Annotated in this window: 20 protein-coding genes; 8 read left to right on the top strand and 12 right to left on the bottom strand. The window is 33.4% G+C overall.

Annotation, left to right across the window (positions count from 1 at the left end; all coding sequences use genetic code 11):
• Positions 1-5: 5 nt before the first annotated feature.
• The 4 genes from DOS84_RS09185 to DOS84_RS09165 form a co-directional block, all read right to left on the bottom strand.
• Complete coding sequence (locus DOS84_RS09185; protein ID WP_111409831.1) at positions 6-446, bottom strand: VOC family protein; 441 nt, start codon at positions 444-446, stop codon at positions 6-8.
• Between the two features lie 359 nt (positions 447-805).
• Positions 806-2,038, bottom strand: coding sequence for an ATP-dependent Clp protease ATP-binding subunit ClpX (gene clpX / locus DOS84_RS09175; RefSeq protein WP_111409829.1), 1,233 nt, complete (start codon positions 2,036-2,038; stop codon positions 806-808).
• An 80-nt stretch (positions 2,039-2,118) separates the two neighbouring features.
• The gene (gene clpP / locus DOS84_RS09170) at positions 2,119-2,793 is read right to left on the bottom strand and encodes an ATP-dependent Clp endopeptidase proteolytic subunit ClpP (RefSeq protein WP_111409828.1); all 675 of its coding nucleotides are present in this window, start codon (positions 2,791-2,793) and stop codon (positions 2,119-2,121) included.
• Positions 2,794-2,991: 198 nt separating this feature from the next.
• On the bottom strand, positions 2,992-4,317 hold the full coding sequence (locus DOS84_RS09165) for a trigger factor (RefSeq protein ID WP_111409827.1): 1,326 nt from the start codon (positions 4,315-4,317) through the stop codon (positions 2,992-2,994).
• Positions 4,318-4,687: 370 nt separating this feature from the next.
• Here DOS84_RS09165 and DOS84_RS09160 point away from each other — a divergent pair, with 370 nt between their 5' ends.
• Complete coding sequence (locus tag DOS84_RS09160) at positions 4,688-5,176, top strand: type ISP restriction/modification enzyme (RefSeq protein WP_111409826.1); 489 nt, start codon at positions 4,688-4,690, stop codon at positions 5,174-5,176.
• Between the two features lie 15 nt (positions 5,177-5,191).
• Here DOS84_RS09160 and DOS84_RS09155 read toward each other — a convergent pair whose 3' ends face one another.
• The 5 genes from DOS84_RS09155 to DOS84_RS09135 all read right to left on the bottom strand — a co-directional run bounded on the left by DOS84_RS09155 (position 5,192) and on the right by DOS84_RS09135 (position 9,048).
• Positions 5,192-6,013, bottom strand: coding sequence for an MOSC domain-containing protein (locus tag DOS84_RS09155; protein WP_207802038.1), 822 nt, complete (start codon positions 6,011-6,013; stop codon positions 5,192-5,194).
• 35 nt (positions 6,014-6,048) lie between these two features.
• Complete coding sequence (gene chrA, locus DOS84_RS09150; protein WP_111409825.1) at positions 6,049-7,176, bottom strand: chromate efflux transporter; 1,128 nt, start codon at positions 7,174-7,176, stop codon at positions 6,049-6,051.
• Positions 7,177-7,304: 128 nt separating this feature from the next.
• Complete coding sequence (locus tag DOS84_RS09145; RefSeq protein ID WP_111409824.1) at positions 7,305-7,649, bottom strand: heavy metal-binding domain-containing protein; 345 nt, start codon at positions 7,647-7,649, stop codon at positions 7,305-7,307.
• 240 nt (positions 7,650-7,889) lie between these two features.
• Complete coding sequence (locus tag DOS84_RS09140; protein ID WP_111409823.1) at positions 7,890-8,231, bottom strand: phage holin family protein; 342 nt, start codon at positions 8,229-8,231, stop codon at positions 7,890-7,892.
• 55 nt (positions 8,232-8,286) lie between these two features.
• The gene (locus DOS84_RS09135) at positions 8,287-9,048 is read right to left on the bottom strand and encodes an alpha/beta fold hydrolase (protein ID WP_111409822.1); all 762 of its coding nucleotides are present in this window, start codon (positions 9,046-9,048) and stop codon (positions 8,287-8,289) included.
• Positions 9,049-9,393: 345 nt separating this feature from the next.
• Here DOS84_RS09135 and DOS84_RS09130 point away from each other — a divergent pair, with 345 nt between their 5' ends.
• A complete protein-coding gene (locus DOS84_RS09130) occupies positions 9,394-10,749 on the top strand; it encodes a hypothetical protein (RefSeq protein WP_111409821.1) in 1,356 nt (451 codons plus the stop codon).
• A gap of 46 nt (positions 10,750-10,795) precedes the next feature.
• Here DOS84_RS09130 and DOS84_RS09125 read toward each other — a convergent pair whose 3' ends face one another.
• From DOS84_RS09125 to DOS84_RS09115, 3 genes are all read right to left on the bottom strand, one after another.
• Positions 10,796-11,656: a DUF4249 domain-containing protein gene (locus DOS84_RS09125; RefSeq protein ID WP_243636347.1), complete on the bottom strand. Its 861-nt coding sequence runs from the start codon at positions 11,654-11,656 to the stop codon at positions 10,796-10,798.
• Between the two features lie 3 nt (positions 11,657-11,659).
• Complete coding sequence (locus tag DOS84_RS09120; protein WP_279386388.1) at positions 11,660-13,942, bottom strand: TonB-dependent receptor; 2,283 nt, start codon at positions 13,940-13,942, stop codon at positions 11,660-11,662.
• Positions 13,943-14,032: 90 nt separating this feature from the next.
• Entirely contained in the window at positions 14,033-14,746 is a 714-nt protein-coding gene (locus DOS84_RS09115) for a pyridoxine 5'-phosphate synthase (protein WP_111409819.1), read from the bottom strand.
• A 115-nt stretch (positions 14,747-14,861) separates the two neighbouring features.
• Here DOS84_RS09115 and DOS84_RS09110 point away from each other — a divergent pair, with 115 nt between their 5' ends.
• The 6 genes from DOS84_RS09110 to DOS84_RS09085 all read left to right on the top strand — a co-directional run bounded on the left by DOS84_RS09110 (position 14,862) and on the right by DOS84_RS09085 (position 21,760).
• The gene (locus DOS84_RS09110) at positions 14,862-15,521 is read left to right on the top strand and encodes a CBS domain-containing protein (protein ID WP_111409818.1); all 660 of its coding nucleotides are present in this window, start codon (positions 14,862-14,864) and stop codon (positions 15,519-15,521) included.
• Positions 15,522-15,572: 51 nt separating this feature from the next.
• Positions 15,573-16,457, top strand: a complete 885-nt coding sequence (locus DOS84_RS09105; protein WP_111409817.1) for an NAD kinase — start codon at positions 15,573-15,575, stop codon at positions 16,455-16,457.
• 152 nt (positions 16,458-16,609) lie between these two features.
• Positions 16,610-17,287: a type IX secretion system protein PorG gene (gene porG, locus DOS84_RS09100; protein WP_111409816.1), complete on the top strand. Its 678-nt coding sequence runs from the start codon at positions 16,610-16,612 to the stop codon at positions 17,285-17,287.
• Between the two features lie 6 nt (positions 17,288-17,293).
• Entirely contained in the window at positions 17,294-18,031 is a 738-nt protein-coding gene (locus DOS84_RS09095; RefSeq protein WP_111409815.1) for an isoprenyl transferase, read from the top strand.
• Positions 17,964-20,708, top strand: a complete 2,745-nt coding sequence (locus DOS84_RS09090) for a BamA/OMP85 family outer membrane protein (RefSeq protein WP_111409814.1) — start codon at positions 17,964-17,966, stop codon at positions 20,706-20,708. Before DOS84_RS09095 ends, DOS84_RS09090 begins: the two co-directional genes overlap by 68 nt.
• Before the next feature lie 35 nt (positions 20,709-20,743).
• Entirely contained in the window at positions 20,744-21,760 is a 1,017-nt protein-coding gene (locus tag DOS84_RS09085; protein WP_111410006.1) for an OmpH/Skp family outer membrane protein, read from the top strand.
• The last annotated feature ends 21 nt before the right edge of the window (positions 21,761-21,781 follow it).

Genomic DNA, 21,781 nt, shown 5'->3' with positions numbered 1-21,781 from the left:
TAGATTTAATTAGTTGGTTTTTCATCGAAATTAACCATCCAATGGATTCCGAATTTATCCACAAACATTCCAAAATAGGCTCCCCAAAAAGTTTGGTTCATCGGCATAAAAGGATTTCCACCAGCTGATAGCCCATCAAAAAGTTTATCCGCTTCCTGCTTACTTTCGGTATTGATTGAAATCGAAACATTTGAACCAAAAGCAACCGAACCACTAGCTTCATTACTGTCACTTCCCATCAAAATTGAGTCTTTCCCTATCGGCAAGGAAATATGCATAATTTTGTTTTTATCCTCTTCTGATATCGCATCTCCACCTTCAGCATCTGCGGGCATATCATTAAACTTTCCTACATAGGGGAATTCACCCCCAAAAACCGACTGATAAAACAAAAAAGCTTCTTCGCAGTTTCCATTAAAAATTAAATACGGATTAATTGTTGCCATACTGTACTGAATTTTAAATTAATATTTTTTTATTTAAAGACTCTCAACGTGTTTTCTAAAATTATCCAAAATAACCTGCCAACTACCTCGTTGCCTTTCCGCCGGATTCATCGTCTCAAGGGCAAAACTTTTGTCCCAATTATAATGCAGGCACCTTTATCATTCGTAAATTTCGGATCGAGTAATAAAACCAATTCTGTAAAAAATTGCAAGGATTTCTTCAACTCCTTTACAGAAAAATCTAAGAAAATTTGCGTTTCATTTTTGCATAAAATTACAAATATTCTCAAATTAAATTCATTTTTAGGCATAAAAAAACCCGCTAAAAAGCTAGCGGGATTATATTAAGTTATTGAATATTAAGAGGCTATCTCCAAACGTTTCAATAAATTTTTGTTCAATGTTTCTTTGGCGTATTCCATATCAATTTCTAACTTTTTATCATCAGAACTTGGTAATTCATACATTGCATCAGTAAGTATGGCTTCGCATAACGAACGCAGTCCACGTGCACCTAATTTGTACTCCAATGCTTTTTCCACAATAAAATCAAGAGCTTCATCAGTAATAGTAAATTCTACATCATCCATCAAAAAAAGTTTTTGATATTGTTTGATTAAAGCATTCTTTGGCTGGGTCAAAATGGCACGCAACGTTTCTCGATCCAAAGGATCCATGTGTGTCAAAACTGGCAAACGTCCAATGATTTCAGGAATCAATCCAAAATCCTTGATATCTTTTGGAATGATATATTGCAACAAATTGTCTTTGTCTATATTATCGACGTTTTTGGATGTTGAATATCCCACCGCCTGACGATTCAAACGTTTTGAAATAATACGCTCCACTCCATCAAAAGCACCACCGGCAATAAACAAAATGTTCTGGGTGTTTACCTCAACGAATTTTTGGTCCGGATGCTTACGTCCACCTTTTGGCGGCACATTAACAATCGTTCCTTCCAATAATTTCAATAAAGCCTGTTGTACTCCTTCTCCTGAAACATCACGAGTGATAGAAGGATTGTCGCTTTTACGGGCAATTTTATCAATTTCATCAATAAAAACAATTCCTCTTTCAGCTTTGGTTACATCATAATCGGCAGCTTGCAAAAGGCGGGTCAAAATACTTTCAACATCTTCTCCCACATAACCTGCTTCGGTAAGCACTGTTGCATCAACAATAGCAAGTGGCACATCCAACATTTTGGCAATCGTTTTGGCTACCAATGTTTTCCCTGTACCTGTTTGCCCTACCATGATGATATTGCTTTTTTCAATCTCTACCTCATCGTCCAATTGCTGTTGCATCAAACGTTTGTAGTGATTGTAAACCGCAACGGACATCACTTTCTTGGTTTGCTCCTGTCCAATAACGTATTGGTCAAGGAAAGCTCTGATCTCTTTTGGTTTCTTTAAAATTAAATCACCTACGAGATTAGAACCTCTATTCGCTTTTAATTCTTCCAGAACAATTCCGTGTGCTTGCTCGATACATTTATCACAAATGTGAGCATCGATTCCAGCAATCAATAAATTGGTTTCCGGTTTTTTCCTTCCGCAGAAAGAACATTGTAATACTTGTTTTGCCATCTTTTTAGATTGCAGATTTCAGATTGCAGATTTCAGACTGCAATAAACTGCTACCTGAAATCTGTTATCTGTTATCTAATTTAACTTCTTCTCAACACTTCATCAATCATTCCGTATTCTTTGGCTTCATCGGCAATCATCCAATAATCGCGCTCGCTGTCTTTGTGGACTCTTTCAAAAGTTTGCCCTGAATGATGTGAAATAATTTGGTATAGCTCATCTTTCAATTTCAACATTTCGCGTAAGTTGATTTCCATATCGGTAGCAACACCTTGTGCTCCTCCTGACGGTTGGTGAATCATAACACGCGAATGAGGCAAAGCCGAACGTTTTCCAGCTGCACCTGCACACAAAAGAACTGCTCCCATAGAAGCGGCCATTCCTGTACAAATTGTAGCTACATCTGGTTTGATGTATTGCATCGTATCATAAATTCCTAAACCTGCATAAACACTTCCTCCAGGTGAATTCAAATAAATCTGAATGTCTTTGGAAGCATCAGCACTTTCCAAGAACAATAACTGTGCCTGAACAATGTTTGCAATTTGATCATCAATTCCTGTACCTAGGAAAATAATTCTATCCATCATTAATCTCGAAAAAACATCCAATTGTGAAATATTCAATTGACGCTCTTCTATAATATAAGGAGTCATATTTTTTGGATTCATCGCAGCTACTATTTTATCATAGTACATTGCATTTACCCCTTGACCCTTAATAGCAAATTTTTTGAATTCTTTTCCGTAGTCCATTTTAAAAAGTTTATAAGTTTATAAGGTATAGTTTCTAATGTTTTTCTGTCTAAATGGTAAAGCAAAGGTTGTTCCTTTTTCTTTTTTGTGACAAACTGTCTCGTTTTTCAAGTCATTTTCGTTTTATAAGAACCTATTCAAACAAAAGAGCGTCAAAACAAATATTTTGACGCTCAAATATACTTATTTTTTTATAAATTATTCTCCGTAAGAAGCTGCAATAAACTCTTCGTAAGTCACTTCTTTAGTAGTTGGGTTCGCTTTTTCCTTGAATAATTCAAGTAATTTAGCCGCAACAACTTGGTCAGAAAGTCTTTTCACTTCTTCTTGATTAGACAATACTCTTGCCACAATTCCTTGAACTTCTTCGTCTGTTGGATTTGTTTGTCCAAATTGAGCCATCTGTTGTTTGATTGCATTTGTTGTAAATGCTTTCAAATCTTCAAAAGTGATTTGGATATTGCTTGTAGCCATTGCTTTTCCTTCGATCAATTGGAAACGCAACCCTCTTTCAGATCTTGCATATTCTACGATTGCTTCTTCTGGAGTCAATTGTTTTTCTCCTACAGTTTGCAACCATTTGATTAAGAATTCAGATGGCAAATCAAATTTTGTGTTTTCAATCAAAAATTCTTGAACATCAGCCAATAATTTTTGGTCAGCTTGTTGAGCAAATTGCGCTTCAGCATCTTCTTTGATTTTTGCTTTCAAGTCTTCTAGTGAAGCTACATTTCCAGCACCAAAAAGTTTGTCGAATAATTCTTGATTCAATTCAGCCAATTCAGCTCCATTGATAGCCTCGATAGTAAAGTCAACATCCACAGCCAAACCGTGAACGTTATCATGACCTACTTTCAAATAATCCATTAATTGGTGGTCATCTTCAAATAACCCTTTAGTGTTTACGGTTACTACATCACCCACTTTTTTACCAATAAATTTGTCGGCAGTCGCTTTATCCTTAAAAATTGACAAAGCAATTGTTGTTGTATTATTAATTCCTTCCGCTTCGTTTACAAAAGTTCCGGTAATATCAGAATCAGCAACTACAACTTCTTGAGGAATTGGAGTACCAAATTGTTTTTGGATACGCGCTACTTGACCGTCAATTAATTTATCATCAGCAGTAACGATATATTTTACGATATCATTTTTAGCTTCAAGGTCTAATTCAAAACTTGGCACCAAACCAATTTCGTACTCAAAAACCAATTCTTCAGCATCCCAGTTGAAGTTTTCGTTTACTTTAGGAAGTGGAGTTCCCAAAAGGTTTAATCTTTCAGATTGCACAAAACGCTCCAAAGCCAAATCAACAACTTTCTTTACTTCTTCTTGTTTGATAGCCTTACCGTATTGTTTTTCAACAAGGTCTTTTGGCACAGCACCTTTTCTAAAACCTTTTACAGTCGCCAAAGGCATTTTTTCGTTTATTCTTTTTGCTACTTGTCCTTTGTAATCCATGTGAACAACTGTCATTACAATCGTTTCATTCACAGCGTCTATTGCTACTCTTTTGATATCCATCTTCTTCTTTAATTTACATTATAAAATTGGGTTGCAAAATTATGAAATTTTTGCAACGCAAACAAGTATTTTAAGATTTTGAATTTTAGACAATTATTTCTAGAAATCACACATCTAAATACGCTTTTAATTGGCCTTAATAAATAAAGACAAAATGACTTGGGCGAGACCCCATTTTTGGAAAGGGCCAAATTCACATTGCGCTTAAAACGGCCCTTTCCAAAAATGCGGTCGAGCTATCCGGACTACTTCGGTAGTTTCCTACTATCCCTCTCGCATCTGCAAAACGAGTTGTTTAGTTCAAAAATCATCACAAAGAATCCGCATATAAACTACCTTTGTTATAATCAACGCTTTAAACCAAAGCAAAATGACGCTAGACCAATATCTTTCAGGCATAAGTTCAGCATACAAACTAAGTATTGAGCCCGAATTATATGACACAAGGATTCCAAATCTAACACAGGAAATGATCGATAAAATAGCCCACAAAACAGGTTTACACTTTATTTTGGCAAAAGACCCCGAAGGCAACGTTTGCATGGCAAACAACAAAGAAGTTCGTCTAGAATTCAGAGAAGCTTTCACTTCAATCGACATTCTCGACTATGCATATGCCATTCTACATTCATCAACCTTCCGCTCTACAAACAAAGAATCTTTAAAAAAGAATTTTCCATACCCAAAAAACGAGGAAAGCTTTTGGAAATTGGCCGAATTAGGTTCGCAAATCAAAAAAATCCATTCATTGGAAAATCTAAAAGCAGAAGAATTTATTACTTACCAGCAAAAAATAACACTCGCATTATTGGAAACGGACAAATTAATAAAAAGAATAGACGAAATTAAACATGAATAACTAAAAAAGACTAATCTATTTTCTAAAACTCAAAATCCGAACGGTATCACCAACCATCACAGTTCCCAATTCAAGTCCAATCACATTTTGACCAAACAATACTTTATTGCCAAAATTTCTATATTTAGCCAATGTCTTCAATGGGTCTTTTCCGGAAATCACTCCCTTATCTTGATCAACAGTTGTCATAACACAACGGTCGCATGGCTTCACGCCAACGAATGAAACATTCCCAATTTTAAAATCGCGCCAATTATCCTCCTCAAAAGGGTCTCCATTTGCAAAAACAAAATTTGGTCGGAACCGATTCATCGGAACCTTTACTTCCAACCTCCCATTCAAATCATCCAACGAAGCTTGCCCAATGATTAAAAAAGGATAAGCATCCGAAAAAGAATTAATTTCATTTCCCGTTATCGCATAATCCGGATCTAATTTTCGCTCACTTTTATCCGGCATATAAACCAACTGCACTGAAAATCCAAGAAATTTTGAAAACCAATCGCTCGTGTTTGAACTTACTTCAAAAGCATCAATCGTATCCTCCCAAACCGTAACTTTAATTTTGGATTTATCATTCGAAAAAACTGGATGAAGCGGAATATCGAGCGATTCCAAATTGACCCTGTGAGTAATTCTCAAAAAATCATTAACAATTTCCTGACAGAAAAGAGCCAATACAGGATATTCCCGTTGCGATAAAAATCTCCCGCTTTCATCCACTAACAGCCAGCGCCTATCCAACTCCAAACCACGATCTGTAACTTTGGCTTTTTGCAATTGAATTCCACCTAAAGATTTTACAGGATATACCCAGATTTCCGAAAGTTTCAACATAACATTATTTTTTTTCAAATCTACAAATTAAACTTTTACACAAAAGTCAACAAATAACCCAAAACTGAACCTCCAATTACTATAAAACTACTGTTAATGTTTTTAAACCAAAAAGCAATAGCAAGACTTGTCAATGCGATACAAATAGTTCTCCAATCCGTAATTGTAGTCATTCCCATATCCACACAAACTGCTACGATAATAGCTACTGACGCAACATTTACTGCATCCAAAAAAATAGCAAATAGTACCGAATTCCTCATTTTCTTCACCAACGGATTCAATAAAGCAACAAACAAAAATGATGGTAAAAATATTCCGATCGTAGCCAATAAAGCACCTGTCCAATTATTAATTTGGTAACCAATAAAAGTAACGGAAGAAAATACCGGACCTGGCGTAAATTGCCCAACCGCAATTGCATCCATTAACTGATGACGCGATAAAACCCCCGTCGTAACCAACTCGCTATCCAAAAAAGCAAATAAAACATAACCACTTCCATAAAGAATGGCACCTATTTTTAGAAATATTAAAAACAAACCACCATTGGAAATCGAAATATTGGGAGAGACCGAAAAAGGAAAAATTGTAATAAACAGAAAATTTTGATTTGTATTTTGAAAGAATTTATTTTTTATCCCAAAAAGAAATAAAGCAAAAAAACCTGCACCAAACAATAAATACAATTCATTAAATTTCAACAATGTCAATATCAAAACTAAGATTCCAATACAATAAAGCTCAACTGTTTTTAAAGATTTTTTGGCCAAAGGAAAAACAGCAAAAAGGATTATCGCTATTATAGCTGGTTTAATTCCATAAATAAACGGCTGAATTTCTGGAAGCTGTCCGTACTTTTTGTACATCCATGCAAAAAATCCTGTTATCAATACCGCAGGAAAAATAAAACAAATCCCAGCCACTATTAATCCTCTCCAACCGGCCCTTTCCTGCCCGATATGAATAGCCATTTCAGTACTATTAGGACCCGGAATCAAATTGGTAGCGCCTACCAAATCCAAAAAATGCTGTTCGGTTATCCACTTTTTCTTGGTAACCACTTCCTCTTTCATCATTGTGATATGAACAGCAGGCCCTCCAAAACCAATAATCCCTAATTTTAAAAATAATTGAGCAAGTTCCTTTAAATTATTATTCATTTACTTTAAAGTCTTCATTTGTAATAAGAACCCATAAAACCCTTTTTATTGTTATTTCCCAAAATTAAAACAAAAAAAACAGCCTTGTAAAAAGGCTGTTTTTAAAATCAATCTTTTTACAGATCAATTTATTTTTTATCAATCTTTCTTTCAGTCATTGCCATACCGCATTTTGGACATTTTCCAGGTCTATCAGATGTTGAACCATCCATAGTACAAACATATTTACTTTTTAACGAAGTTGCAGCTTGATTTTCTTTTGTTGTGGCAGTATGTACTGTTTCTTTACTCGCCACCAAATCCATTCCGCATTTTGCACATTTCCCTTTTTTATCACTCATTACTTTGGGATGCATCGGACAAGTATACATTGTTTTTTGCACTTCTTTTTTGGCAGTTGCAGCAGTCGTTTGAGCTGATACAGCAGTTCCTATAGCAAAGAATACCGTTAAGACAATAATTAAAGTTTTCATAATTTATATTATTTGATTATAGTTATTTGAATTACTTCTTGTTATTTGGTTTGAAAGTTAAAAGTTTTTCTCTCCATAATAATTCATAAAAAAACTGCATTTGGTATTCCGAAGAAACCAGATGCAGCTGTTATTTATATCAGGAAATTCACATTCATTAGGTTAAAATCTTTGAACAAAATTACATTATTTCAACTTCAGAAAAAGAAAAAACATTCCAACTTTTAAAAAAAACTAAAACTATTTATCACCAATAATAGAATAGATAATTGACTGGGATAATGACAGTATGATACTAAAAAACATCGCAACCCAAAATGTATCGACAGTGAATCCTCCAACTATCTTAGTGCATAGTAAAATAATCAAAGCATTTACCACCAACAAAAACAAGCCTAAAGTTACTATTGTAAAAGGCAAAGTCAGCAATACCATGATGGGCTTAATAAAAATATTAAGTAATCCCAAAACAACGGCTACTACCATTGCGGTGAAAGGCCCAGCCACATGTACACCTGGCAAAAAATGAGCAATCCCAAAAACCAATCCTGCGGTAACAATTATTCTAATAATCAAATTCATAGTCTCGTCTTTTAAAATTTCATTAAATATAATCAATTTTCTATACTATACTAAATTATTTTAAAAAAGCACTTGCTAATTCATAAAACATTGTAGGGTTTTCGGCATGTAACCAATGGCCAACATCAGGAATTGTTGCTAATGTTGAATTGGGAAAATGTTTCTTTATCCCATCAAAATCGCTATCAAGTATATAATTAGAGTTTCCCCCACGTATAAAAAGAGTTGGTTTTTCAAAAATGAAGCCAGAAGCTAATGCTTTACCGATTTCGTCGATTTTTTCATTAAAAACGTCCAAATTAAAACGAAAAGCCAATTGTCCTGGTTCCTGCCAAAACAAACTTTTCATCAAGAATTGACGTGTCCCAAAATCCGGTATATAATTTTTCATTATTTCCTCGACTTCATTTCTGCTTGGTTTAACCGAAAAATCAACAGCGTTTAATCCTGCCAATATATCTTGATGATGAGGAGCATAAAACTTAGGTCCAATGTCAGCTACCAGTAACTTATCAACTAAATTTGGATAGGAAGTTGCCAAAAGCATAGCTACTTTGCCTCCCATTGAGTGACCAATAATATCAATCGACTGAAGGCCATTTGTTTGACAATAGTTATAAACATCTTCAACCATAATTTCATAACTAAATTCATCTGAATGAAAACTGCGCCCATGATTGCGCAAATCCAACAGATGCACTTGAAAAGCATCGGCAACAAATTGTGTCCCTAACGTTTTCCAATTGTCGGACATCCCAAGAAAACCGTGAAGTATAAGCAAAGGCTTTCCTGAACCTTCTATTTTTGAGTAGAGCATTATAATTTTAGATTGCAGATTGCAGATTTTAGATTGCAGATTTTAAATTCTACATCTCATAATCATTAATCTATTAGAGACTACTTTATTAGTTAAAAAACTAAGCAAAGATATAAAAAATGAAATTTCAATCAACTAGGAATTTTAATGCATTTTAAACAAAAATATCACCAAAAGTGGGTATTGCATAACCAATTTGAACAACCTATTTTAGCCGACAATAATTATTTTTTGAATTAAAAATAACAAAAAAATACTTTTAAACACAATGGATTCTTAAACAGATATATACCAAAAATAAATATTCAAAAAACTTTACTTTACTAATATTAAATTTAAAAAAAAATGATTAAAAAATTCCTTTTACTTTCAGTTGTTATTTCTCAACTTACAATTTCATGCAGCAAAGATGACAGCCCGACCGATTCTTCTAGCGATCAAAATTTAGAAACACAAATTTCAGAAATTTCAAAACTGCCTTATTCGTCGTTAAAACCAGAGCAACAAAAAGTAAAGCTTGAAGCCGATGCGAATGATATGTTAGTTCAGTTGGATAAATCAAAAACATCTGGGGCAATTGAAGCCATTGAAAACTTAGGAAACTTGTTAGGTATAAACACTGTTGACATTCTAAATGGTAAAAACGAAAACCAAATTGCAGACGTTCTTAATGTTTCGGGAGTTTACGGTATTTACACTTGGAACAGTTCAAACCAAATTTGGGTAAAAACTGATTCTGCAACTGAGTTGAAATTCATCTTCCCTGCAAAGGAAAACTCAACAACAAACAATGCTATTTTATCATTAAAAAGCACTTCTTCTGACATAAAAGTAAAACTAACAGACACCGAAGGAGCTTGGACTTACGATAACGCAACAGGCAATTACACACAGGCGCCTTCTGTTGAAGACGAGTTTTTCTTACCAACTTCAGTAGATGCAACTTTAACTATTAATAATGCTCCAGCAGCCACATTCGTAGTAAATTCTAAATATTCAAATGGAAAAGAAACTCCTGACGAATCAAGCTACAAAATGGTTTTGAATGACGGATACACATTCGAAATGAGTGGCAAAAAACTTCCTATTGAAGCTAAATCATCATTTACTTTTGAGGGAAAAAATATAATTGAATTTAATTCTGGAAGTACAGCTAATATTGACGAGCTTCTTAAAGATAATTATCTAAATAAATATTTAGGCTCAGCAAACGGTTTAATTAAATTAATGGATAACTTTGTTATTGTTGTCAATACAAATAACGAAGGTCTTACAAATGATGAAGCAGCATTAGAAAAATCATTAATATATCCAGATTACAATTCTAAAACGTACTATACTGATTTAAACATTTATAACAAAAAATTCTCAGAAGGAAGTATTCTTGCTAACAACAACAATGTTAAGATGATCCTTGTTTCTAAAAAGGACGGAACAAAAATTGCAGATGTAATCCAAAAATCTGTAAAAGGATATAGTTATGATTCCAACAGGTTGTGGGTGACCGACCAAACAGTAGCAGTTTACGGTGGATACTGGGATTGGAGCAACAATCCTGAAACTTTAGTACAAGAATATGATGAAGTGTTATACTTGAAATTTAATGACAGTACAGAAGTTGAAATGAGTACATACTTTTCAACTGGATTTGATGCTTTAAATACAAAATTTGAAGATTTCTTAAAAGCATTTGGAAACTAATCTATTTTAAATTTTCATAAAAATGAGGCTACCCAAAAAGGTAGCCTCATTTTTTTATTGCTTGTATTAAAACTGTGCTTTGTCCATAACCTTCCCAAATACCAAGTCCTCCTTTTATATTGGACTTCAAGCTTGTATTTGCTGGAAATATAGGGCTTCTGCCATTAATAATTTCATTTTGCCAGCTATTCCAAAACTCAAAACCAGATTTACTCATCGTTCTTAACTTAACATAAATCAAGTCACCATCTGCGAAATATGGCTTATATTTTTCTTTAGATAAAACATAAATACCACGAGTTACTTGTAAGGAAACAGATGATGAAGTAAAATTATCATCATTCAGATTCCCATACAGTGCTGGCACAAAAATAGGTTCTGTTTTATCCACTCTTGTCTCTATTTGATAATAATTTTTATCTAGAGCTGGGTCATTAAAATTCAAATAAAGAAATCCAGTAGTATCAGTTGAAGAATTCTTTCTGTACTCCGCAGACTGTATATTTATAACATTAGGAATACTTGTTTTGGCCTCGATAACTTGATCTAAATATTCAATTTTCAAACTATATGTTTTACCTACTTCTCCAATTATTTTAGATCCATAGTAAACGTAAGGTGGTACTCTGTCATTATCGCTCCTCAAACTTAAAACTTCTTCATTTACACCATCGGTTACAGTTACTTTTGCCGAACGAATGAAATAATCAAGAATGGTTGTGGAATCAATAACAGCATTAATCGGGATACTTCTCGATAAAATCACTTGAGGAACATCTCCTTGCTCTATCCATCCTTCTACAACAATTTTTGAATCCCCCTCAACGTTTTTTACATAGTCCTCCCTACTGCACGAAGCAGCAAAAACAACAAATAGAATAACAGATAAAAAATATAAAAACTTCATAATTTAAAATTTAAATCTCCAACTAATTGAAGGCAGGATTGAATATAAATGTTTCTCATCAGTATCAACAGCTATTTTTTTCCCATTGACCGTTACTCGCAGCACAACATAAATTGGATTAGATATATTAAATGTATTAAAAACAGAAAAATTTAAAATACTTTCCTTTTTGAGTGTTTTAAAAAAAGAATAATTAACCGAAACATCTGTCCTTATATAATTAGGCATTTGTGCATTATTATAACTATCAAATTCCCTCACAGGAGTATTATTAATGAAATACCAAGAAGTTGGCATTGTAAACCGATTACCAGAACTAAAAAGCTGGGTCAAACCAACATTCCATTTTCTGTTAAAATCGTAAGTCCCAACTAAAGCAAGATTATGCCGCCTATCATATTTCGAATAAAACGGCTTACCATTATTCAGTCCATCAAATTGACGTGTAGACCAACTTAACGTATAACTTATCCACCCATTAAACTTCCCATTATCTTTTTTTAACATCCACTCCAATCCATATGCCTCTCCATCACCAATTAATATATCATTTTTTAAGGAAGTGGTTTCATTAAACTGAGTAAGCCCATAAGGATATTCGATTAAATTTTTCATAGAACGATAGTAGCCATTTAAAGAAGTGCTAATTTCTTTTGAAAACACTTTATTACTGCCTATCGAAAAATTATTCGAAGATTGCGAAGGAATTCCTTCTGAAGCTGCCACCCAAAAATCTGTTGGAATACCAACACTCGAGGCAGTAATTAAATTAATGTATTGGTTTTGTCTTGTGTATGCGGCATAAAAAGACAGATCCTTTTTAGGAAAATAATAAAACATGACTCGAGGTTCAAAATGCAAATACGAAGTGGTATTCGAATCTGAAGTATAATAGTTTAGCCTCAAACCTAAATCAGCGCTAAATTTATCAGAAAACTTTGGTTTTGCATTTGCAAAAACAGCAGTATTATTCGCACGGATTATCTCAGCTTGTTTTCCGGATGTAATAGTCTCTAAATTAGCAACTTCAAATCTCTGAGGCAATAAATTGTGCAATGTATATTGAAATCCAGACTCAAGAGAAACATTTTTTATATGATATTGAAAAACATTTGAAAAACCAAGATCTTGTATATAGGAAGAGAAGCCAATATTAATATCGGTCTGTTTCATTTGCAAATCATTTTCATAACGAGTATAAAAAAAAGAATTTTTCATTATTACAGCATCCGACAACGAATACTTCCAAGTTGGAGAAATCACCACATTACTCCATTTTAAATCTGCGTTCAAGGAAGTTTTTGGATCATCTATAGTAAACTTATCTCCACTCAAAAATGAATCTAAAGTTAAACTATTCCTTTTATTAATCTCAGTAATAAAAGTAAAATTACTGTCATAAAATCCATACCTATAATCCTCAGATTCTTTATTAGCATTATCCTCGGAGGATTTCAAAAGAGGCCCAACTATTTCGTCAATATAGGTTTTTCTTCCAGAAATATAAAAACCAGTTTTACCAGTTATGGGAACAGATAAAGTTACTTGAGAAGACAACAGGCCCAAATTTCCTTGCACCGAAAAATCTTTAGGAGCTATTTGATAAGGCAATACAGAAACAGTAGAACTCAAACGACCTCCAAATTTTGAATTCGAATTATTTCTATCAAATTGTACTTCGGTAATATGATCAGCATTATAAAAAGGAAAAACTCCTAATAGGTGTGCCATTCCATAAACGGTTACATCTGAATAAAGCATTAAATTATGCCCGGGATCTCCACCTCGCACATAGATATAACTATTTCCATCCCCAGAATTCTGAACTCCTGGAGTTAATTGCAGCAATTTTATAATATCTGGAGTTCCTGTAAGTGATGGAATATTACCCATTTTTTGAGGACTAAACGAGAGTTTCCCACCAATCCCAATAGTAATGGGTCTCTTTATATTATTCTTGACGACCACTTCTTTTAATTCAAACTCACTTTTATCCAAAGTAAAGAAAAGTGACGTATCCTTTTTTATTTCAACCTGCAAGGACCTATTTTTATAACCGATATGTTGAACCTCAATATTTATGGCTCCGCAAAGAATCACGATGGAGAACTTCCCCACTGTATTAGTAGTAACGTGAAGTTTCAAATCATCAGTTGTGAATAAAGAAACATCAGCACCAACTATATTTTTTCCATAATTATCCTTCACAAAACCGTTAATTGTGACTTTTGACTGTGCTATTAAATTCGAAAAACAAAATAAAAAAATAAAAAGAACTGGTTTCAAAATACAACACTTTAAGATAAAAAAGGAACAACTCAAAACCAATCCTATTAACTATTGACTCTTCAATCCTCTAAAAAAATCAATTTAAAACTATTTTAATTTTCGCAAATACATATTTATCACATTATCCAAACCAAGATAAATTGCTTCAGAAATAAGGGCGTGTCCAATTGACACCTCCAATAATCCTGGAATATTTTGTTTAAAGAACTCAATATTATCCAAACTTAAATCGTGCCCTGCATTGATTCCCAATCCTAGTTCATTGGCCAAAACTGCCGAAGCTACATATGGATCAATCCCTTTTTTATTTCCTAAACTATATTGATGCGCAAAAGCCTCGGTATATAATTCAATTCTATCGGTACCCGTTTTTTTGGCACCTTCAATCATCTCAGAAATTGGATCAACAAAAATCGAAGTCCTGATTCCGTTTCGTTGAAATTCCTGAATAACTTCCGATAAATACGATTGGTTTTTTATAGTATCCCAACCCGCAGAAGAAGTAATTGCACCAACGGCATCAGGTACCAAGGTAACTTGATCTGGTTTGCATTCCAAAACCAAATCGATAAAATTATGCTGAGGATTTCCTTCAATATTATATTCTGTATATACAATGGATTTTAAATCCCGGGCGTCTTGATAACGAATGTGACGCTCATCCGGCCGCGGGTGAATCGTGATTCCTTGACCTCCAAACTTCTGAATATCAGTGGCTACTTTTAACAAATCAGGCACATTTCCTCCACGAGCATTGCGTAAAGTGGCAATTTTATTTATATTAACGCTAAGTTTTGTCATAGAAACAGGTATTAATAGATATGTAATTATATTTGGTAAGACAAAAATACAAAGTAAAACCTAGCAGATTTTGTATATTTTTGATTATTTTGCATCGATTATTGAGGATAGATTTATGGCAGATTTAAAAGACTATATTACAAACGACTACAAAGCAATTGATGCTCAAGAAACTATTGGGACAGTCCAAGATTTTTTTGGAGACTTAACCTTTTCACATTTTCCTGTCATCGAAGAGGGAATTTTTATTGGAAGTATTGCCGCTGATGATATTGAAACTTTTGACGGTGATAAAAAAGTCAATGAATATAAATATGTACTGGAACATTTTTTTGCCAGAACCGATATGATTTGGCTAGACGTTTTGGAAGTTTTTGCCAAAAATCATACAAATTTAGTTCCCATTTTAGACGAAAACAATAAGTATGTTGGGTATTATGAAATTGAGGATATCATTAAATTTTTTCATGAAACTCCTTTCCTAAAAGAACAGGGAGCTATCATTATTGTAAGCAAAAACACTATTGATTATTCGATGAGTCAAATTGTGCAAATTGTAGAGAGCAACAATGGTAAACTTTTAGGCCTTTTCATTTCAAATTCCGATTTAAACACTATTGAAGTCACTATCAAAATTAGTGTTGGTTCATTGAATGAGATTATTCAAACTTTTAGAAGATATAACTACGACATCATTTCAGAACATAACGAAGACAATTACATCAAAAATTTAAAAGAACGTTCGGATTATTTAGACAAATATCTGAATATGTAATTATTTGGATTAAACGATTTAAAAAAACCAAATAACAAAAAATCAAAAGAAATGAAAGTAGCTATTTACGGCCAATATTATTTAGTAAGCACAGAACCAATCATAAAAGACATTTTTGTGTTTTTCAACAATAATAATGTAGAAATGGTTATTGAATCCGATTTCTTGAAAATGTTGTATGAAAAAAAAATCATTGAAAACGAATACAACACTTTTTCCTCTCACGATGAATTAGATTCCAGTTACGACATGTTGATTAGTATTGGAGGTGACGGAACAATTCTAAGAGCAGTTACCCTAGTTCGCAATTCAGGAGTTCCAATTTTAGGAATAAACGCTGGAAGATTGGGTTTTTTGGCAACGGTACAAAAAGAAAACATCGCAGCATTCATGCAGTTAGTCATTGACAAAAAATATAAAATTTCAAAACGAACCTTATTAAGCCTAACGTGTTCTCCAGAAAACAAAGCAATAGAAGGGCTTAATTTCGCCATGAATGAAATATCGGTAAGTCGAAAAGAGACTACATCGATGATAACAATAGATACATATTTGAACGATGAATTTTTAAATTCATATTGGGCAGATGGATTAATTATTGCCACGCCAACCGGAACTACAGGATACTCTTTGAGTTGTGGAGGTCCTATTTTGACACCTGATGTAAAAAGTTTAGTCATTACACCAATTGCTCCCCATAACCTGAACGCAAGACCACTAGTGGTTCCAGACGCAACTGAAATTCGTTTAAAAGTCTCCGGCAGAGAAGAACAATATTTAGTGTCATTGGATTCCAGAATAACAAGTGTCGCAAATGATTCGATTTTAACCATTAAAAAAACGAACTTCGAAATAAATATGGTAGAGATTCCGGGAGAAACTTTTTTGAAAACCCTAAGAACAAAATTACTTTGGGGTGAGGACAGAAGGAATTAAAAGTTCCTTCATACGAATCATTACTTTTTTGTCGTTACTATTACATCCTTTGTATATAAAAAAAGGGATCTGGTCTAAAAAAAGACAGTATTCCTAAGATACGTATTGAATCCTATTGATAATTATTATATTTGCAGGCAATTTTATAATTTATGAGTAAAATTTTCATTTCATTTTTATGCTTTTTTACCTTTTCTTCTATTCATGCCCAGATTAATGAAATAGGAGTTTTTCTTGGAGGCAGTAATTACATAGGAGATGTAGGTTCAACAACTTACATTGCTCCCAATGAACCTGCATTCGGCATTTTATACAAATGGAATAAAAGCCCAAGACATGCCTATAGATTTTCCTATACACAGTCGCAAATATCAGGAAACGATCATGATTCAAAAGAATCTGGAAGAAATAATAGAGGATATAGTTTTGTAAACAACATAAAAGAGCTTTCAGCTGGATTGGAGTTTAATTTTTTTGACTTCAATTTACATGAGGAAAAACCAAAATTCACTCCTTATGTATATTCTGGCTTAAGTTATTTCCTTTACGATGATTTATATGTAACTTCAGGGGTTACACATAAAAGCAATACAAAAAGCACAATTGCCATACCAATGACCCTTGGTGTGAAAACAAATTTATTAAGGGATTTCGTTTTAGGCTTGGAAGTTGGAGCTCGCTATACCTTTACGGACAACCTTGACGGCAGCAATCCAAGCAACAGTAGTTTACCTAAATTTGGCAATATAAATAATAATGATTGGTATGTATTCTCAGGAGCAACATTAACGTATACTTTTGGAAACAAACCATGTTACTGCGCAGATTAAAATAAGATGTTAAAAGACGAAATAAATACAGACAATATTCCCAAACACTTGGCCATTATCATGGACGGGAATGGTCGATGGGCAAAACAAAAAGGATTCCTAAGAACACTTGGACATGAGAGTGGCTCAAAATCAGTAAAAAAAATAATCCAAGAATGTTTGGATTTAGGAGTAGAATACTTAACCCTCTATGCTTTTTCAACAGAAAACTGGAACAGGCCTAAGCTTGAAGTAGACACTTTAATGAGAGTTTTAATCAATTCATTAAAGAAAGAACTTAAAACAATGCAAGAAGGCAACATTAAAATGAATGCTATCGGTAATTTAGAAAAACTACCCTCGAACGCACAAAAGCAGTTATTTGATGTATTGGACAAAACAAAAGACAATACGAAAATGACATTAACTCTCGCCTTAAGCTACGGATCTAGGGAAGAATTAGTAAATGTTGTAAAAATAATAAGCGATAAAGTTAAAAATAATATAATTTCAATAGACAGTATTGACGATTCAATTATAAATGAGCATCTTTACACGCATAATTTACCGGATGTTGATTTATTAATAAGAACTAGTGGAGAGCATAGAATAAGTAATTTTTTGCTATGGCAAATAGCCTATGCAGAATTGTACTTTACTGATGTATTATGGCCCGATTTTAAAGAACAAGATTTACATGAGGCTATCATTAGTTATCAAAAAAGAGAACGTCGATTTGGAAAAACAAGTGAACAAATTAAATAATTTTTTAGTGTTACATAAAAGCATAAAACTAGTCCTTACCTTTTTAATTTTAGGAACCTTCACTCAAATTAAAGCCCAAGACAGAGTACCATTTGACCAAGGTAAAAAATACATATTAGCAGATGTAAAAGTAGTTGGAGATATTAGTTTCAACCCTCAAACTGTAGTTACTTTTGCTGGATTGGAAAAAGGACAAGAAATTACAGTTCCGGGAGAACAAATCAGTAGTTCAATAAAAAAATTAGGAAAGCTGGGTCTTTTTGATGAAATTTCATTTTATGTAAATAGAATAGAAAATGACAGCATTTACCTAGACTTGAACATTAAAGAATTACCAAAAATCAATGAAGTAAAATTTGTTGGTGTATCCAAAAGCAAAACGGAATCTTTCATTAAAGACAATGGCTTAACCAATGGTAAAATTGTAACCGAAAACTTAATTACCACAACAAAAAACTACATTGAAAAAAAATACAAGAAAGATGGTTTTTTCAATGCTAAAGTTTATATAACCACTTCAAAAGACACAGCCCTAACAAAGAATCAAGTAAACATGCTTGTAAAAGTTGACGTTGGGGAAAAAGTCAAAATATATAAAATTGATTTTGAAGGCAATAAAAATGTCCCAAGTAGCAAGCTACTTGGCTCCATGAAAAACACCAAAGAAAAAAATTTCCTTCACGTTTTGAAGCGATCGAAATATATTGAAGACAAATACCAAGAAGATTTAGAAAAGATAGTTAATGACTATAAAAAAATCGGATATCGTGACGCCCGTATTTTAGGAGACTCTGTTGCATATAATAAAGAAAAAAATGCTGTTTACATAAAAATCAAGGTTGAGGAAGGAATTAAATACTATTTTGGGAATATCAAATTTATTGGAAACACAGTTTACTCTGACGAAGGGCTAAGAAGCATGTTGGGCATCCATACGGGAGATGTATATAATGGAGTTCTCCTTCAAGAAAGGATTGCAGACAAATCTAAACCAGACGGAGAAGACATTACCAATTTATACCAAAATAACGGATACTTGTTTTCAAGCATAAATGCTGTCGAAACAAAAACAACTGATAACGTAATTGATTTTGAAATACGAGTTACCGAAGGTCCAATTGCATATTTTAATAAAATCACCGTTGTTGGAAACGACAAAACCAACGATGAAGTTATTTATAGAGAATTAAGAACAAAACCTGGTGAAAAATACAACAAAGGAGAATTAGTAAGAACCATTAGAGAGATTGGACAATTAGGATTTTTTGATCCTGAAAAAATCGATCCTCAATTCAAAAATGTTGATTCTGGTGCTGGAACTGTAGATATTGAATACCATGTTGTAGAAAAAGGAGCCAGTCAAATTGAACTTCAAGGAGGATATGGCGGAGGTGGTTTTGTAGGAACTTTAGGACTATCTTTCAATAACTTTTCGGCAAGAAATTTATTCAACAAAGATGCCTATCATCCGCTTCCTATGGGAGATGGACAAAAAGTAGCTTTACGTCTTCAAGCAAGTTCTTACTACAAAACCTATAGCTTATCATTTTCAGAACCTTGGTTTGGAGGAAAAAAACCAATCCAATTTAGTAGTTCATTTGCGTTTAGCCAACAATACAGCTCTAACTACCAAATGCAAAAGGTCGACAAATCAAAATACATCAACATCACTTCATTGTCTGTTGGAATGGCAAAAAGATTGACAGTGCCTGATGATTTCTTCACGCTTTCACAATCTATCAGCTACCAACAATACGATTTGCATAATTATCTTTACGGGCTGTTTACATTTGCAAATGGAACATCTAGAAATTTATCCTACTCTGTCGGTTTAACGAGAAACAGTAAAGGATTCAACCCAATATTCCCAACTTATGGTGCTGAATTTGGAATAACCGGCGAGTTTACACTTCCATATTCCCTTTTCAACGGTGTAGATTATGCAACATTAGGAGATCAACAAAAATATAAATATATTTACTCTGGAAATTCTTATGTAGATAATAATGATAGAGTTGTAAATGCCGGTGATTATTTGGACAAATATCCAAGTTCAGCATATGTCTCCAATAAAGTAGACAATTATCAAGATGCAGCTGCCGATCCCGCAAAAGTGGATCAAGAAAAATATCGATGGTTGGAATATTACAAAGTACAATTTACAGGAGACTGGTTTACTACTTTATATAAAAAATTAGTATTACGTACTTTAATGCAATTTGGATTTTTGGGAGCTTACAATCAAGATCGAGGAGTTATTCCTTTTGAAAGATACTACATGGGAGGAGACGGAATGGCAGGAAGCTCAATTGATGGAAGGCAGAACATACAGTTAAGAGGATATGAAAATGGTGCTTTGACTCCTGCAAGTTCAAGTGGAGATGCTTATGGAGCTACTGTTTACAATAAGTTTTCATTAGAATTGCGTTATCCTATTACATTGAAATCATCGGCATCTATTTATGCTTTGACCTTTGCAGAAGCAGGACAGTCATACGAATCATTATCTGACTATCAGCCATTTAACTTAGCTCGTTCAACGGGTGTTGGTTTAAGGGTATTTATGCCTGCTTTTGGTTTGTTGGGTATCGATTTTGGTTATGGATTCGATGCTGTACCAGGAGCTATAAAACCCAGTGGATGGCAAACGCATTTCATCATAGGCCAGCAATTTTAAATATATTTGGTTTAAAATTTCTAAAATTAAAAATTATGAGAAAAGAATTTTTATTTATAATTTTATCCCTTATTGTTGTAACGACAGTAAAGGCTCAAACCAAAGGAAATAAAGTAGGTTACATTGATATGGAATACATATTGCAAAATGTACCAGACTATATAGAGGCTAAAGCTCAATTAGAACAAAAAGCACAAAAATGGAAACAAGAAATTGAGGCTAAGAAAATAGAAATCAACAAACTTACTGAAGCTTTAAAAGCTGAAAAACCATTATTGACAGCCGAATTAATTGATGAAAGAGAAACGGAGATAAAGTTCCTCGAATCTGAAAAATTGGATTATCAGCAAAAAAGATTTGGCCCAAATGGGGATTTAATAATACAAAAAGCTGGATTAGTTAAGCCTATTCAAGATCAAGTTTTCACAGCTGTCCAAGATATAGCCGAGGCCAAGAAATATGACTTTATATTTGACAAATCTTCACATTTAACTATTCTTTTTGCCGCAAAAAGATTTGATATTAGTGATCAAGTGATTCGGGTATTAAATCGAACAGAAAAAAGAGAACAATTAACAAAAAAACAGCAAAAAGAAGAAGAGGCAAAAGAGAACAAAGAAGACGAATTAGACGAAAATCCTGTTCTAGCCGAAAGAGAAAAAGCGTTATTAGATAAAAAAGCAGCTCGAGAAAAATTGGTCGCTGATAAAAAAGCGGCTCAAGAAGAAGCTCGCAAACAATACGAAGAAAAAAGAAAACAATTACTAGCCGAAAGAGAAGCAAAAAAAAATGGCACAGTTGTTGCACCAGCTAAAACTGAAGGAGCAAATACTTTCACACCAAATACAACTGAGAACGCAACGACAACAAAAAAGACGACCGAAGAGGTTAAGCCAAATATACAGGAAGAGCGTAAAAAAGCGCTAGAAGAAAAAAGAAAAAAAATACTTGAAGAAAGAGAAGCTGCAAAAAAAGCCGCCGAAGAAAAAAGACTAAAAGAAATTCAAGACAGAGAAGCTTTGAAAAAAGCTAATGAAGAAAAATTAAAATAAAACAACTAAACAAATTCTAAT

The sequence above is a fragment of the Flavobacterium aquariorum genome, assembly GCF_003254745.1.
In the GTDB taxonomy this organism is placed as follows: Bacteria; Bacteroidota; Bacteroidia; order Flavobacteriales; family Flavobacteriaceae; genus Flavobacterium; species Flavobacterium aquariorum.
The sequence above is the reverse complement of the archived record's forward strand: the minus strand, read 5'-3'. Positions and strand labels throughout refer to the sequence as shown.